The sequence below is a fragment of the Nitrospirota bacterium genome (assembly GCA_023229435.1).
Taxonomy (GTDB): Bacteria; Nitrospirota; UBA9217; order UBA9217; family UBA9217; genus JALNZF01.
In genome coordinates, this window is the sequence record JALNZF010000004.1 from 55,796 (window position 1) to 71,602 (window position 15,807).

The window sequence follows — 15,807 nt, forward strand, 5'->3', positions numbered from 1 at the left end:
ACTCTGAACTCCGAACACTGTCCCCTAGCCCTTGAACCCTGAATCTCATGTGCGGAATAGTCTCCCTATTTGCCTACCATCAAAGCGCGCAACCCATTGACCGGGACGAGCTGCTGCGGATCCGCGACCGGATGATCACGCGCGGCCCGGACGGGGCAGGGGAGTGGTATTCAGAGAACAAGCGAGTTGCCATGGGTCACCGGCGTCTTGCCATCATCGACCTGTCCGAGCATGGGGCCCAGCCCATGCGGAACCAGGACAACAGTGTGGTGATCGTGTTCAACGGGGAAATTTACAATTACCGGGAACTGAGAAAAGGGCTTGAGAATAAGGGCCATCAGTTCCGATCCACCAGCGATACTGAGGTACTGCTTCATCTCTATAAGGACAAAGGGCGGGACATGGTCCATGAGCTCCGCGGCATGTACGTCTTTGCCCTATGGGACGCGCGGAAAAAGGGGATGTTCCTCGCGCGTGACCCTTTCGGCATCAAGCCGCTTTACTACGCGGACAATGGCAAGACCTTTCGCGCTGCCTCGCAGGTCAAGGCGCTATTGGCAGGCGGGCAGGTGGACACGGCGACCGAGCCCGCGGGACACGTGGGGTTTTTTCTCTGGGGCCATGTGCCGGAGCCTTACACCCTGTATCGCGGCATAAGGGCGCTGCCGGCGGGTACGAGTCTGTGGGTTGATGCGAACGGCGCCGGGGAATCGGCAACATTCTGCAGTATCAGCGATGAACTGGCCAAGGCGTCTATCAACCCGCCCGCAATGACGCGCGAAGAGATGCAGATACAGCTCAGGGAGTCCCTTCTCGACAGCGTCCGTCATCATCTTATCGCCGATGTTCCGGTTGGCGTCTTCCTGTCGTCCGGTCTTGATTCAACGACCCTGACGGCACTGGCCGCGGAAGCCGGGGGAAATCTTAATACCGTTACTCTGGGATTTGAAGAATTTCGCGGCACGGAACATGATGAAGTGCCGTTGGCTGAACTTATTGCCAAACAGTATGGGGCGCGGCATCAGACCATCTGGGTAAAAAAGTCCGACTTTATCGCGGAACGCGAACGGCTCCTGGATGTGATGGACCAGCCGTCCACCGACGGGGTGAACACCTATTTCGTCAGTCTCGCCGCGGCAAAGGCGGGGATGAAGGTCGCCATTTCGGGACTGGGAGGCGACGAGCTGTTCGGCAGTTATCCCAGTTTTAGCCAGCTCCCGCGCATGGTGAACGCGTTCAAGCCATTCAACAAAGTCCCCGTTCTGGGCAAAGCTCTTCGCTCTCTATCGTCACCAATCTTAAAAACCATCACGTCGCCCAAGTATGCCGGTCTTGTTGAATATGGTGGCAGTTGGGCCGGGGCCTATATGCTGCGGCGCGGCATGTTCATGCCGTGGGAGATGGAGAGACTGCTGGACAAAGACATGGTGCGGGAAGGATTGCAGGAACTTCAATCGCTCGAACGGCTGGAGCAGACGGTTGGGCATATTGATAATGACTATCTGAAGGTCTCCGGCCTTGAGTTAAACTGGTACATGCGCAATCAACTGCTCCGCGATACGGACTGGGCAGGCATGGCCCATTCCCTTGAAATTCGCGTTCCCTTTCTGGACCTGGAATTCCTGAGATCGGTGGCCCCCATGCTTTGCTCGGAAAACAGGCCAGACAAACGCGCCCTGGCCTCGACACCCGCAAAACCCCTTCCCGCATCGGTTCTTGAGCGCGGGAAAACCGGCTTTACTGTTCCCGTGCGTGAATGGCTCATTGAGAGCAATGGCGGTAGAAAAACAGAAAGGGGTCTCAGGGGCTGGGCAAAGATCATTGATCGGGCCTTCCATGCGGAGAAAAAAAGGATACTGGTCCTTGTGCCCGACGCTTTCGGAGGTCGTGGCGGTATCGCGTTGTATAACCGGAATCTCCTCCAGGCGTTGTGCGCGTATCCGACGATGGAGCGGGTGCTGGCCATCCCGAGAAAAGTGTATTATAGTTTGGAGAAGATGCCGGACAACCTCGATTACCGCGTAGAAGCTGCAAACAGCAAGCTCAGGTATTTATACGCTTGTCTGCGGACGGCATTCTCTTCCCCCCGTTTTGATGTGATTATTTGCGGCCATCTCCATTTGTTGCCGATTGCCTGGTTGCTCGGCATATTGTATCGGTGCCCGGTTGTTCCTGTTATCTACGGGCTTGAGGCATGGACTCCCACTTCGCATAGATTTGCGAACTACCTGTGTCGCAGATTGAAGACTTTCATTTCGATACGAAGGTTAACGGCGCGAAGATTTATTGAGTGGACAAAAATATCGAACGAACAGTATTACTATCTGCCAAATTGTGTCGACGAATCAAAATATGGAATCGGTCCCCGCAGAGAAGACTTGATTGAACGCTATAAGACCAGAGGAAAAACAGTTGTCATGACGGCCGGTAGGTTAGATGCCGGCCACGACCTGAATAAGGGTTTTGATGAAATCCTGGAGGTATTGCCGGAGCTTAAAACGCGAATTCCCAATCTTGTGTATCTGGTGATGGGGGATGGGGAAGATAGGGCAAGATTAGAGGAAAAAGCAAAAGAGCTTGGTGTTGCTGACATTACAATATTTACGGGTTATGTCTCAGAGGCTGAAAAGGCGGACCATTATCGCTTGGCCGATGTCTTTGCGATGCCGGGCAGTCATCCCGAGTTTGATCGTTATCCATATAGATTTGTTTTTCTGGAGGCGTTGGCTTGCGGCGTACCGGTGGTTGGATGCAGACTTGAGGATCCGTGGGAGATCAATGACCCGGACTCGCAAATCATTATACAGGTAAATCCGTACGACAGGGGTGAAATTATTGAGGGTATACTATCCGCGTTATCACGCCCGAAGAATCAAGTTCAGCCCGGGCTTGAAAATTATTATTTTGGCAAATTTGAGACAAATTTTCACCAGATTGTCTCACATATTATTGTTGGGGTGAAGTGCTGATGTCGGGGGCGGTTGCCAACAATATTTCTATTTTGTTCGCGCGTTGATCATAGAGGTCGAAACGCTCGCATGGGATTACGTATCTTACTATGCCAATATTTGTATCGATGTTGGTGCTGAAAATTGAAAAGAGAGATGAACCCGCTGGAACATATTCAAAGCGTCACCGTCTGTGATCTTTGCGGAGCCGACGTTACACAGAATGGAACCTGCGTGGCGGAAGGGCGGCAGGAACTGCTGGGTGTATCGATACATCTATCGACAGTCGTCTGTCGGCGTTGCCGCTTTATATTTCAGCCTGAACGGTTCTCCGAAACTCTGATGACAGCATTGTACAGACAGGACACCGGCAATGCCTTTGACGAAACAAAAGAAAAGCAATCAATTAACAAGTCATATCTGAGCGAAAGGCAAGCGGTTATCTCACGTGTGTTGACTGCCTACGGTATTTCAGAAGGCGCAGCAGTGCTCGATGTAGGCGGTGGACGCGGAGAGTGTTGTCAACATCTCGCGCAACGGCATCGGGTTGTGGTTGCAGACGCAACCGAGTGCGATCCGGCGGATCCCAGGATAGAGAAGGTGCATGGATTTTTCTCAGCGACCTTGGATGAGGGGACATTTGACGTCGTGGTGATGAATCACGTCCTCGAACATGTTTTTTCGCCCACAGAATTTCTGGCTGCTGCCAATCATGTGCTGAAAAAAGGCGGCATCCTTGTTGTGGAGGTGCCGTTCGAGCTTTATACTCCCCTCGTGGCCAGACACTTGGGCGACTGGCGGCATGTAGGTTACTTTTGCCGCGCCACATTGCGCCAGTTTCTCGAAAAATCAGGCTTCGTCGTGGAGCATCTTGCCTTGGAAACGGGGCGCTATGAAGCGCGACGTTTGCCGCTGGTTCGAGCAATCGCCCGCAAAACGACACCTCAGATACCGAGCAGGTCTGATCGTAATTCCGTCCTGGTACTGGTTGCCGATATGTTCAAGCCGGCTGTTCTGGGAGCGCTTGCTAAACGTCTGGTGTGTCGATGATTGTCAAAACGGTATCAGCAAATTTTGCCATCCAGGCGATAACCTTCGCGACCTCGGTCTTGACAGCGCGTATGCTGGGCCCTGTCGGGAGAGGTGAACTTGCGCTGGTATTGCTCTACCCTCAGCTTGTAGCCGGTCTCACACTCATGGGCGTTGATCGGGCGGTGGCTGTCCTTAGTGGTCGAGGGGAGCTTGTCCGGCCCATAGCAGCTATCAGCAAGCTGGTGCTGCTGCTCACTATTCCCGCGATGGCGGCTGGCTACATAGCCTTGCACTGGCGTTTGACCGACCCGCATATTGCGGGGTTGTCCACATTGTACCTCGCCTACGTTCCAGCAGTATATTTTTTCATGCTTGTTGTGTTCCTGTTTAACGGAACCGGTGATTTCGTTCGATTCAATCTGGTTCGACTGGGATTCTATGTGGTCAATCTAATTTTGCTGATTTCCATCTGGGCAGCGTCCCCATCGGCATCCCTGGACTGGGTGGTAATGGCAAACCTGGCTGCCGTTTACGGTGGACTGGCTTTGGCGACATGGTTGCTTCGTGGATTCCAGCGTTCGGGTGGCACCGGCATCGTGGCGGCTTCACAGACAAGCGATGTCCGTCGCACGCTCCGTCTGGCCTTAGTCTTTGCGATACCTGCAGCATTGGCCCAATTTAGCATTTCCGCTTACCAGATTGTTATAGAACATCACATGGGCGCAGGTCCATTGGGTCTATTCGTTGTCTATTATTCCTACAGCCGCCTGTTCTCTCCGGTGGGAAGTGCAATAGGATCACATCTGTTCCATCTCGGCATTGTAGGTGGGAATAGAGATATCGCGCTCACCTTTCGGAGAAGTCTGATAATCTATTTCGGATGCTCTCTGCCGTTATGGCTGATTGCCGGGTGGCTGATCCCACTGCTGTTCGGGCGGGGTTTCGTAGTGAATCCATGGGTTGTAGGGCTCCTCTTTGTTTCAGGCCCATTTACTCTTTCGTCAGCTACCCTGGCGGAATTCCTGAATGGACGGCAGAAAGTGGGCGCCAATACCGGCGGATTGGTGATTTATCTTGCCGCTTTGGTCGTCTTGGGTTGGTGGCTGGTGCCGCAGTATGGCCTTGTCGGGATGGCATTGGCGATGTTAGTTGCTGATATACTGCGTTGTGTTTACATCATCAGACAGGTTGGACGTGATACCCAACAACATATGGTAGACTTTTTATGGGTGACATGGACAGATCTTGCCGCACTGGCAATTGCCGGGAAAACGGCATTGCTGCGGTTTCGCGTGTGGCAGTCAACATTTTGATGTGCACTTCATGAGCTTTACGAGGTCGTTGTTTTGATATTGCCATTGCAGGAGAAGGTTATTATGGTAGATAAAGAAAATCTTTTAACGGTTCTCAAAGATTGCGCGCGAGAATACCCAAAGGACCTCATCGACAGAGAGTTAATGGATGTCCCCAGGATTGCCTTTAATATTTCTCTGGTTCTTCAACGGACTGAGGGCAGGGTTAGAATTTGTGATCTTGGTGGGGGCATCGGATTGTTTTCCGTGGGCTGTGCTGCAATTGGTATGTCTTCCATCCTTGTCGATGATTTTCGAGATAAGGTAAATACTGAGTTTGAGGCAGTACCTCGGACTGTTCACAATAAATATAACGTCGAGGTGATAAATACCGATGTTATCGAAACCCCACCCTCATTTGGCATTGGATCATTTGACGTCGTTACCACTTTTGATTCTCTTGAACATTGGCATCATTCGCCTAAACCTCTTTTTCGAAAGGTCATGCAGTGGTTAAAGCCGAACGGATTGCTTATCATAGGTATGCCGAATTGCGTGAACCTGCGAAAAAGAATTACCGTGCCGCTTGGTTATGGCAAATGGTCTCGTATGGAAGATTGGTATGAAGACGATAGATTCCGAGGTCATGTGAGGGAGCCGGATGTTGCGGATCTCCGCTATATAGGTGCAGATCTCGGCCTAAAAAACATTGAAATCCTGGGACGCAACTGGCTTGGTTATCAGTCGCGATTCAATTGGGTAAGAGTAATGACACCGTTAATTGATATGCCTCTCAGGCTGTTCCCTGCGCTGTGTTCAGACTTATACTTAATTGGGAGGAAACCGTCTTGATTTTGGAAGGCTGGACAAAAAAAAGCTGTTCCGCAAGTGAAAGAAGAAAGAAGAAAAAGCGCAATAAAATATTTATGGAATTGCGATCATGATAGTGAACCTTTTCCTCTCCAGTCATGTCTGGACCGCACCCCTCAATGCTTTCGGCGTACGCCAACATGTGGCGGCACTGTATGAAGAAGTATTTCGGGGCAGTGAGGTCAGAGTGTACCCCAGGAATCGTGAGGGCGGTTTGCTGGTCAATGGACTGCGGCATCTGCCTGCTCTCCTGTCAGGCGGAATCAACGTCCTTACACAGGGCTACCCAATCGTGACTGGCGCCCTGGCGACCTGGATTACCCGAAATCCGCGCCTCATCGTACATACGTGGAAAGTGCCGGGGTTTTCAGACGAGCGGATGTCCGCAAAAGTGAACGATCTTCTGCTGCGCCGGGTGATCAACCGTGCGCGCGCGGTTGTTGTTGTAAGCAAGCTCCAGAGACGTCAACTTGAAGCGCTCGGGGTATCTTGCCCAGTCGTGTTCGCCCCGGTGTCAGTGGATAGTGCGTTTTGGCGCGCAGACCCGGAGGACCTTGATGCGGTACTGATGCATTTTGGCCTGGCAAAGCACGGTTATATTTTGACGGCAGGCGGGCCCGATCGAGACGAGGTTTATGCTGCCAGGGTGGCCAGAATATTGGAGGTGCCCTATGTCCGGGCCAGTTGGGATATCCATACTGCCGAGCGCTCGCGACTACAACTTGCCCGTGAAGGTTTGGAAAATTACTCCCGAATCCTCAATAATCCTTCCGATGTTGAATTGAGGGCTCTATATGCCGGAGCACACGTGGTTTGTTTGCCAACACTGACGAGGACAAATCCTGCAGGTCTTACCTCTCTTGTGACGGCCATGGCTTGTGGGGCGGCAGTTGCCATACCGGAGACTATAGCAGAGGGCTACATCGAGGATGGGACGAATGGTCTGGTGTTCAGGGGATCTCCGGATGAATTTGCCGCGCGAACGCTTTCTCTACATGATAAGCTGCCTTTAATCCGGCAGAAGGCGCGGCAGTTTGCGGAAAATGAATTGAATACCATAACTGTGGCAAAGCACTTAAAAACCAAACTTCAAACTCAGCGAGTATTGGATTAGTCGAATGGCACAAATCATGTTAATAATAATGTCAGCAATTCTCATGCTGGCAATGTTTGCGTATGGGCGAGCACGAAAAACTGACTTTGATATGCTCGATATGTTTTTCTTGATGGTTATGCTTTATTTCGGTGTTTATAGTTTTATTGATGCGATGGTTAACGAAGTTGTTGGTAAAAGTGCCTTGGTTGTGATGGATACTTTTATCTTGATATTTACAGCACTCTTTGCTACCCGTTTACTTTATCTAAAGCTTCCCTTGAGAGTCAGGAACGTACTGCAGTTTAATTACCTGATAAATCAATGGGCCGATGTTGATCATAAGGTGGTTGGTTTTTTTGCCGCTTCGGTTGTTGCTTTCAGTGTCTATATATATTTTGACTTCGGGATTTTAGCAACATACTCCGGAGTAGAACTTGAATTGCTTGGCATCTCGGCGCCTTCGTGGGTTGGTCCTGTTAAGAGCTTAATGAGTGGCATCGGCTTTGCTGTATATGTTTTTATTGTGGCTTCATTATTAAAAGGGAAAATAAAACTATTATCAATATTTAATGTAGTAATGTTTGTTATGACAGCCATTCTTGCTCTTGAGGGCCGAAGGGCAACTCTTGAATTATTATTAGTCGCGTTTGTTATGTGGTCGTGTTCACGGCGAAGGAATGTTTATTCCATTAAATATGTGCCATATGTAGTTAGTTTGTTCATTTTAATTATTTTGGCCAGCAATATATATCAGACATATCGGCAGGATCTGTTTTCCATCGAGGCTAGAATTGAAAATAGAGAAATAACGGGCGTGATACCTGCACTTGCAAATATTGACGCCACTATCGATAATCTTAAAGATCGCTCTGCCATGTGGAATTTTAATTATATGATTATGTCTGAACAAGTAGATAACATATCGAAAATATTTTATGGTGACTTGGGTTGGCAAGCCTTTCTCAATTCAATCCCGACGTTATTATGGAGATCAAAAGAAGTAGTGGATATAGACGAAATGATTGCCACTTTCTATGGTTTTGAGATGATTGATTATCCGACCAATAATTTCGCTTGTCTTTTGGCGGATTATGGTATTTTAATGATAGTTGCTATTCCCATCATATATTTTGTTGTATTATTCCTTGTTGCATACTGTCATTTTAGATTTCCAAGTAAACCGCTATTTTTACTCGTCTCAACATTTAGCTTACAATATCTTATTAAAGTAGAGAACTCGTATGGTGACATATTTGTATTGCTTAGAAATGTTATCTTGTTAATAGTTTTGTTCATTATTGTTCGCTGGATTAGTCACTCATCTCGTATTGTGGCGCGCGCCAATTATTATGACAGGGCGTCATAGAGGCGATGACCTGTAGAATGCTGAAGTAATTTGAAATAAGGTTGGAACAATTAGTGATTTGGGGCAATTGACGCTGGCGAGATTGACTGATTAATTTAAGGATTTGTCTTGATGAAAGTTCTCCATGTAATACCAAGCTTGAGTGAAAATCTTGATGGGCCTGCAAACGCCATTGGGAAGATGTGCAAAGGTTTAGTTGTTGAGGGGGTCGATATTACAATTTATACGACGGACCTGCATCCTATTAATTACGATAGTCTCAAGGGTCTGGAAGTGAGGGTATTTAAAACATTTAAAAAAAGCAATTACTGTTTCAGCGCGGGTTTATGGTTGACATTGAAAAAGAATATATCGCAATATGACATTGTTCACATACACGCATTATGGGTCTTTCCTTCAACAATAGCAGCGTATCTATCAAGAAAAAAGAAAGTCCCCTATATCATCAGGACGTGCGGTATGCTGGATTATTACAGCGTAACTCATGATAAATGGAAGCATTTTAAAAAAAGGCTCTATTTTAATATATTTGAACGTCATAATTTGAATTTAGCTTCCGCCATTCACTTTACCTCTTTGGAAGAGCAGAAAAGAACGGAGCATCTGAACATTAAATCCTCATCCTTGATTTTGCCGGTCGGGGTAGAAATAGGCGAGTTTATTGATCTGCCTGCGAAAGGGTGTTTCAGGGCACGGTATCCTTTTTTAAAAGATAAGAAAATAATTCTATTTTTGGGACGAATCCATTATAAAAAGGGATTGGAAATACTTCTCGACGCGTATAAGAGGATATCGGATAGAACGGATAAAGCGCATCTCGTTATTGCAGGCCCTGACAATGATGGATATGAAGAACATTTGAAGAAAAAAGTCAGCAAGCTTGAGCTCAACGACAAAGTTCTTTTCACCGGACTGGTGAAAGGGAAACAAAAAATAGAGGCCTTTACTGATGCTGATGTTTTCTGCCTGCCTTCATTTCAGGAAAACTTCGGCATTGCCGTGGTCGAGGCCATGGCTGCACAGCTCCCTGTGGTGATAAGCGACCAGGTCAATATTCATGCTGAAATCTCTGACGCGAAAGCTGGATTCGTTACCCCGTGCGATCCGGAAGAAGTGGCTGATGCAATAATGCAAATAATAAGCAATGATACACTGAAGGGCAAAATGGGGTTGAATGCCCGTCAACTTGTTTTTAATAAGTTTTCATGGGACAGGATAGCGAAGAAGATGACGGAAAACTACCAAAGGATCATTCAAGAGTATAAGAGCGATGAGAGTCCTGTTAATTAAGCCGCCGATTACGTATTATAAAAGTGATATCGAATACTCGCCCTATGAGCCGCTGGGTTTGATGTATCTGGCGGCGTATTTACGAAAATATAGCGGCTGCGAGGTTAAACTGCTGGATGCTTCAGCGCGGATTGACTTAAAGCGATGGGAAGGCGATTTCTTAAAATACGGATATACCGATGAAATGATCGTTCGTGAAGTTGTAAATTATCAGCCCGATTTGGTCGGCATATCCTCCATGTTCACGATCAACTCAAAAGGGGTCCATGATACTGCAGGGCTCATCAAAAAAACAGCGAGAGAAATTCCGATTATTATCGGCGGAGCCCATGCTTCGGCGTTTCCTCACTGGGTGCTGAAGGACGACAATGTGTCTGCGGTTGTTAAGGGGGAGGGCGAGAAAACATTATTGGCAATAGCGGACCGCATCGTAAACAAAAAAAGCTTTCTTGATCTGGACGGGGTCGTTTTCAGAAACGTCGATGGTATTGTTGAAAATCGCGCCAGAGAATATATCGCCGATCTTGATACCATCCCGTTCCCGGCGAGAGACTTGCTCGATATGAATGTTTATTTCAACGAGAAATACAATTACAGTCATTCAATGTCGCCGCCGAGAACAACAATAGTATCAAGCAGGGGATGTCCCTACAGATGCACGTTCTGTTCGATACACTCACTCTGGAGGCACACGTACCGGATGCGCAGCGCTCAAAATGTCGCGGATGAGATCGAACATCTGAAAAATGAGTATCGCGTGAGAGAGGTCGCTTTTTTTGATGACAATCTGACCGTCAGCAAGAAACGAATGATCGCTATTTGCGATGAAATAGTTGGAAGGAAACTCGATATCCACTGGTGTACTCCAAACGGCATCGCCATATGGACTCTGGACAAGGAGGTGCTGTCGAAGATGCGGGAAAGCGGATGCTATAAATTGACGTTTGGAATAGAGACGGCATCGCCGAATACACAGAAGTTCATCAGAAAAGAACACATTGATCTTAACAAATCAAAAGAGCTTATTCGCTATTGCAATGAGATCGGCATCTGGACACATTCGACATTTATCATCGGATTTCCTTATGAAACCGAAGCGGATATTATGAAAACGATCGACTATGCGGTAAGTTGCGGTGTTGATATGGCAACCTTCTTTATTGCAACCCCCTATCCCGGGACGGAGATGTACGATATTTACAAGAAGGAGAACTTATTGCCGGATGTCGGCGCGTCTAACGCACTTGAATGGCTTGGAGCTGTTAACAAGGCAATGTGTGATACAAAATATTTAAAATTAGAGCAAATTGAGAGGTTTATTGCCCTGGCCCAAAGAAAAGTGTACCTGGACAGGGCCATCAGCTTTTTGAACCCACTCAGGGCGTTTCCTAAAATCAAAGGAAAAGACGAAATCAGATATTTTGTTAAACAGTTATATTCGTATTCTAAAAGACTGCTCAAGAGTCTGCATAAATGAAACTATCCTTCGTGAGGAACCATTGAAAATATGCATCGTGTCATCCTGTGGCGGTCACCTGACCGAAGTCCGGTGTTTGAAACCTGCCTACGAGGCTTATGAGTACTTCTATGTCTTGAACGATAAGGCGATCCTGCCTGCCGATATGCGGGACAGAACGTATTTCATGGCGCATTCTGAGCGTGACAAGAAGTTTTTTATCAACCTTTTGGAAGCGTTTCAAATCTTGCGTAAGGAAAAACCGGACGTGATACTGAGCACCGGTGCAGGGCCGGCGGTTCCTTTTGCCATTGTCGGGCGGTTTTTATTCAGGACGCGCGTGCTATTTATAGAAACAGTTACGAGAATTAACAAACCTTCCCTGACGGGTCGAATAATGTACTGGCTGGCCCATGATTTCTTCTATCAATGGAAAACCCTGCGACAGTTCTTCCCAAAAGCAAAATACGGGGGACCATTATTGTGACGACCTTTGTTTCAGTAGGAAATGCCACCCAACCTTTTGACCGTCTGATCGAGGCGGTTTTACGAATTGCCTCCAGACTGCCTCAGCCGGTTATTGTGCAGCACGGGAATACTCTTTTACAATGTACAGGGTGCATCTCAAGGCCATTTATGGAAATGACTGAATTCAGTCAGCATGTTGAGAAGGCAGAGTTACTGATTCTTCACGCGGGTGCGGGGTCAGTAATTCAGGCCATCCAGGCGGGGAAAGTTCCGGTGGTCATGCCGAGACGGGCAAAGTATGGCGAGCACGTGGATGACCATCAGTTGGAGTTTGCGCGGGCCCTGGCAGAAATGGGTAAAGTTGTGGTTGCTGAAGAACCGGAAGATTTGATTATTGCGATAGAAGAGGCAAGAAAGCGGCAAGGCATGGCGCACGCTTTGAATAAACGCCCCCCTCTGGTTGACTTGATTGACGAGACATTGCGGGAGTATGCGAAGACTTTTGAGAAAGCAACAACGCAGGATTAATCATTGAGTTAGTTATAAAGGGACATTACGCATTGGAGGTGTGAGCCATTACCAGAAAACGAATACTCATTTCAGGCTTTGCAGTCTTGCTTCTGATCGCCGGCATCGCGTTCTTCATCAAGGCGGGATCGCTGCTCACCGTTCCCAAATCTGCCACCAAACCCGCCGACCTGATCGTCATTCTGGGCGGCGAGACCGGCGCCAGATCGATCCGTGGACTTGAACTCTACCGGGAGGGGCTTTCTTCACAGATTCTTCTGACCGGTATTGAGTATGGAGAGCTTCAGACGCAGCAAAGCTATCTTGACTGGCGCGCGCAATTTCTCATCTCATCGGGTGTTCCCAAAGGCCGGATCCTCTTTGATCTCCGTGCAAGGAATTCCTGGGAGGAAGCGGAAAATACCCTGGAACTGATGAAGCACAAAGGGTGGCATCGGGTGATCGTCGTCAGCGATCCGCCGCATCTGCGCCGACTTGACTGGGTCTGGGGTAAAATATTCAAAGATAGTGGTATCGAGTATTCCCTGAGCGCCTCGCATCCTTCCTGGTGGGATGAAAAGAAATGGTGGAGCAACGAGATGTCCATGAAGTTTGTGACCATGGAGTATTTGAAGATTGGGTATTATGTTTTGAAGTATTAGCGAACAAGCGCTTTAGTTCAAGGTTCAGGGTTCAAAGTTAATAGTTCGGAGTTGGGAGACTTCGACGAGCTCAGTCGAGTCGTTCGGAGTGCGGAATTTAACCTTGAACCTTGTGCATCGAACTTATTTTGTCGAAAAAACGGTGAGTTGAACTGCGAAGGGGCACTCTATAGCGTTTTAATGAGATCGTCCTTGCTGATATTGTTCCAGAGGCTTACTTTTGAGAGGATATCATTCAGTGTTCCTTTTGCCAACATCTTATGGTCCGGGACGGTGACATGATGTTCTCCCGTAGTTGTTGTTTTGCGAAGCCTGACATGGCTTCCTTTCTGCCTGGTCACCTGATATCCGAGTTTTTGAAGACCTCGGATCAAGTCCTGTCCGCTGATTTGCGGCAGCTTAGGCGACACCGGTAAGCTCCATTTCAGACATTACAAGAATTTCCACTGATTTGCCCTTGTGAAGCTCTTCTTCAAGGTGCAAAGATACGGCCTCTTTTATATTTTTCAATAACTCCTCATACGTTGAGCCCTGAGTAAAGATATCCTCATCAGTGCCCCTTGCGCACCAATATTCACCATCAAAGTAGGTGTCCATTTTAACAAGCATATAAAATCCCTCCTTATTATCAATTGATTCTGCTTGACTCCTTCTATATAATAACATATCTGCTGATAGAGGGAAAGCAGTTTTAAGAGGAGTGGGGCGGATATGTTATTCAGGGTTTGAGGATCAGGGTTGATCAGTTCGTAGTTGATGGATGATAGCTGGCAAGCGAACAAGCTATCAAGCGAACAGGCGAACAAGCGTGCAAGATGGAAAGCCGACAAGCTGACAAGCGAATTAGCTAGTAAGCTGACTCGCTGGCAAGCATGCAAGCTGACAAGAAGGAGTCCATTGATCATCCTCGGTCTCAACGCATATCACGGTGACTCATCAGCCTGCCTCGTCGTTGACGGGAAGCTTGTCGCGGCGGCGGAAGAGGAGCGGTTCCGGCGCATCAAACACTGGGCCGGGTTTCCGACCGACGCTGTCAGATATTGCCTGACAGCGGGCGGGATCACCATCGACCAGGTGGACCATGTCGCCGTCAACCGCAACCCCAGCGCGAATCTTCTGAAAAAGGCGCTCTTTGCTTTCTCCAAGCGGCCGAGTTTTGGCGCAATCAAGGATCGGCTCTCTAATGCGTCAAAAATCCAGGATGTAAAAACCATCCTGGGTTCAAAGTTCAAGGTTCAGGGTTCAGGGTTTGATAATCAACTAAAAACTCATAACTTAAAACTCAAAACTGTTGTCCACAACGTGGAACACCATGTGGCTCACCTCGCCAGTTCGTTCTTCGTTTCTCCCTTCGATTCCGCGGCCGTGGTATCCGTGGACGGGTTCGGTGATTTTGTGAGCACCATGTGGGGTACGGGCAGCGGCAACCGGATCACCGTGGAAGACCAGGTGACATTTCCCCATTCCCTTGGTCTCTTCTATCTCGCCATGACGCAGTATCTCGGATTTCCCCATTACGGAGATGAATACAAGGTCATGGGCCTGGCCCCCTATGGCAAACCGACAGAGATGAACACGATGCGCCAGATAGTTCAATTGAAACCGAACGGGCGGTTCGAGCTGGACCTTGATCATTTTCTTCATCATTCGGAAGGCATATCAATGGTCTGGGACAATGGCGAACCGAAGATCGGGACGGTCTATTCCGACAAGATGATCGAGGCTTTCGGTCCGGCCAGGCAAGAAGACGGCCCGCTCACTGACCATTATAAAAACATTGCCGCCTCCCTGCAGGAGATGTACGAAGAGGTCTTCTTCCATCTTCTTGATCATGTATATAAGGAAACAAAGAACCCCAACCTCTGTCTTTCCGGGGGCTGTGCCATGAATTCCGTGGCGAACGGCAAGGTGTTCGACCGGACCGGTTTTAAGGACCTCTATGTCCAGTCTGCAGCCGGCGACGGCGGGGGCGCGATCGGCGCTGCATTTTACGTTTGGAACCAGGAACTGAAGAAACCCCGTTCGTTCGTCATGGAGCACGCGTTTTGGGGGCCAAACTTCAGCGAAGCTGAAGTTAGTTCGGAGTTGGGAGTTTTGAGTTCGGAGTTGGGGAAACTCAAGTGCCTGGTTGAAAAAGTAGAAGACGAGGCGGAGCTGTGCCGCAGAACGGCTGAGCGGATTGCCGAGGGAAAGGTGGTCGGCTGGTTCCAGGGCAGGATGGAGTGGGGGCCGCGGGCGCTCGGGAACCGCTCGATCGTGTGCGATCCCCGCCGTGCGGACATGAAGGAGATCCTGAACCAGAAGATCAAGCGCCGCGAGTCGTTCCGGCCGTTTGCGCCGTCGATCATCCGTGACGCAGTCGGAGAGTGGTTCGAGACCGACTATGAAGTGCCGTTCATGCTGCAGGTGTATCAGATCCGGGAAGAGAAACGTGCATTGATACCTGCTGTGACGCACGTGAACGGTTCCGGCAGGCTGCAGACCGTCACTGAGGGGCAGAATCCCAGGTACTTTCAGCTCATCAAGGCATTCGAGAAGCTGACAGGAGTGCCGATGGTACTCAATACGTCGTTCAATGAAAATGAACCCGTGGTCTGCACGCCGAAGGAGGCGCTGGACTGCTTTCTGCGCACGAAGATGGATGTGCTGGTGATGGGGGATTGGGTTGTGGAACGACAGCTTTGAGTCAGGAGTTAGGAGTTCAGGGTTCAAAATTCAGGGTTCAATTCTTAACTCCGATCCAATACCTCCTCAAAAAGCCCCTTGCTAAAAGCCGCGTATTTCAGTATTATAAAATTATCGGGAAAAACGGTGAATTAG

The 15,807-nt window shown here is 48.6% G+C and carries 14 protein-coding genes; 12 read left to right on the plus strand and 2 right to left on the minus strand.

Annotated features, from left to right (window positions below; all coding sequences use genetic code 11):
* The first annotated feature begins 47 nt into the window (after positions 1-47).
* From asnB to M0R70_04435, 11 genes are all read left to right on the plus strand, one after another.
* Positions 48-2,969 (plus strand): asparagine synthase (glutamine-hydrolyzing), encoded by a 2,922-nt coding sequence (gene asnB, locus M0R70_04385; protein MCK9418602.1) that lies wholly within the window; start codon positions 48-50, stop codon positions 2,967-2,969.
* A 135-nt stretch (positions 2,970-3,104) separates the two neighbouring features.
* Positions 3,105-3,998: a class I SAM-dependent methyltransferase gene (locus M0R70_04390; GenBank protein MCK9418603.1), complete on the plus strand. Its 894-nt coding sequence runs from the start codon at positions 3,105-3,107 to the stop codon at positions 3,996-3,998.
* Positions 3,995-5,293 (plus strand): polysaccharide biosynthesis C-terminal domain-containing protein, encoded by a 1,299-nt coding sequence (locus M0R70_04395; protein ID MCK9418604.1) that lies wholly within the window; start codon positions 3,995-3,997, stop codon positions 5,291-5,293. The genes M0R70_04390 and M0R70_04395 overlap by 4 nt, the downstream gene beginning before the upstream one ends.
* 63 nt (positions 5,294-5,356) lie before the next feature.
* On the plus strand, positions 5,357-6,124 hold the full coding sequence (locus tag M0R70_04400) for a class I SAM-dependent methyltransferase (protein MCK9418605.1): 768 nt from the start codon (positions 5,357-5,359) through the stop codon (positions 6,122-6,124).
* 88 nt (positions 6,125-6,212) lie between these two features.
* On the plus strand, positions 6,213-7,256 hold the full coding sequence (locus M0R70_04405) for a glycosyltransferase (protein ID MCK9418606.1): 1,044 nt from the start codon (positions 6,213-6,215) through the stop codon (positions 7,254-7,256).
* Positions 7,257-7,260: 4 nt separating this feature from the next.
* Positions 7,261-8,604, plus strand: coding sequence for a hypothetical protein (locus M0R70_04410; protein MCK9418607.1), 1,344 nt, complete (start codon positions 7,261-7,263; stop codon positions 8,602-8,604).
* A 111-nt stretch (positions 8,605-8,715) separates the two neighbouring features.
* Positions 8,716-9,894 (plus strand): glycosyltransferase, encoded by a 1,179-nt coding sequence (locus M0R70_04415; protein MCK9418608.1) that lies wholly within the window; start codon positions 8,716-8,718, stop codon positions 9,892-9,894.
* A 61-nt stretch (positions 9,895-9,955) separates the two neighbouring features.
* Positions 9,956-11,371, plus strand: coding sequence for a B12-binding domain-containing radical SAM protein (locus M0R70_04420; protein ID MCK9418609.1), 1,416 nt, complete (start codon positions 9,956-9,958; stop codon positions 11,369-11,371).
* 22 nt (positions 11,372-11,393) lie between these two features.
* Entirely contained in the window at positions 11,394-11,837 is a 444-nt protein-coding gene (locus M0R70_04425) for a UDP-N-acetylglucosamine transferase subunit ALG14 (protein MCK9418610.1), read from the plus strand.
* Positions 11,834-12,346, plus strand: a complete 513-nt coding sequence (locus M0R70_04430) for a multidrug MFS transporter (GenBank protein ID MCK9418611.1) — start codon at positions 11,834-11,836, stop codon at positions 12,344-12,346. Before M0R70_04425 ends, M0R70_04430 begins: the two co-directional genes overlap by 4 nt.
* 86 nt (positions 12,347-12,432) lie before the next feature.
* Positions 12,433-12,987, plus strand: a complete 555-nt coding sequence (locus M0R70_04435) for a YdcF family protein (protein MCK9418612.1) — start codon at positions 12,433-12,435, stop codon at positions 12,985-12,987.
* 167 nt (positions 12,988-13,154) lie between these two features.
* Here the strand turns inward: M0R70_04435 and M0R70_04440 are convergent, their stop codons facing one another.
* Together M0R70_04440 and M0R70_04445 are read right to left on the minus strand one after the other, a co-directional pair.
* Positions 13,155-13,397, minus strand: a complete 243-nt coding sequence (locus M0R70_04440; protein ID MCK9418613.1) for a type II toxin-antitoxin system HicA family toxin — start codon at positions 13,395-13,397, stop codon at positions 13,155-13,157.
* The gene (locus tag M0R70_04445) at positions 13,387-13,596 is read right to left on the minus strand and encodes a type II toxin-antitoxin system HicB family antitoxin (protein ID MCK9418614.1); all 210 of its coding nucleotides are present in this window, start codon (positions 13,594-13,596) and stop codon (positions 13,387-13,389) included. The genes M0R70_04440 and M0R70_04445 overlap by 11 nt, the downstream gene beginning before the upstream one ends.
* A 288-nt stretch (positions 13,597-13,884) precedes the next feature.
* On the opposite strand from M0R70_04445, the gene M0R70_04450 reads away from it, so the two are divergent.
* Entirely contained in the window at positions 13,885-15,672 is a 1,788-nt protein-coding gene (locus tag M0R70_04450) for a carbamoyltransferase (protein ID MCK9418615.1), read from the plus strand.
* Positions 15,673-15,807: the final 135 nt, after the last annotated feature.

Bases quoted from the DNA above. Each gene is read 5' to 3' on its own strand.
- asnB (MCK9418602.1), top strand. From the start codon at position 48: ATGTGCGGAATAGTCTCCCTATTTGCCTACCATCAAAGCGCGCAACCC.
- M0R70_04390 (MCK9418603.1), top strand. From the start codon at position 3,105: ATGAACCCGCTGGAACATATTCAAAGCGTCACCGTCTGTGATCTTTGC.
- M0R70_04395 (MCK9418604.1), top strand. From the start codon at position 3,995: ATGATTGTCAAAACGGTATCAGCAAATTTTGCCATCCAGGCGATAACC.
- M0R70_04400 (MCK9418605.1), top strand. From the start codon at position 5,357: ATGGTAGATAAAGAAAATCTTTTAACGGTTCTCAAAGATTGCGCGCGA.
- M0R70_04405 (MCK9418606.1), top strand. From the start codon at position 6,213: ATGATAGTGAACCTTTTCCTCTCCAGTCATGTCTGGACCGCACCCCTC.
- M0R70_04410 (MCK9418607.1), top strand. From the start codon at position 7,261: ATGGCACAAATCATGTTAATAATAATGTCAGCAATTCTCATGCTGGCA.
- M0R70_04415 (MCK9418608.1), top strand. From the start codon at position 8,716: ATGAAAGTTCTCCATGTAATACCAAGCTTGAGTGAAAATCTTGATGGG.
- M0R70_04420 (MCK9418609.1), top strand. From the start codon at position 9,956: ATGTATCTGGCGGCGTATTTACGAAAATATAGCGGCTGCGAGGTTAAA.
- M0R70_04445 (MCK9418614.1), bottom strand. From the start codon at position 13,596: ATGCTTGTTAAAATGGACACCTACTTTGATGGTGAATATTGGTGCGCA.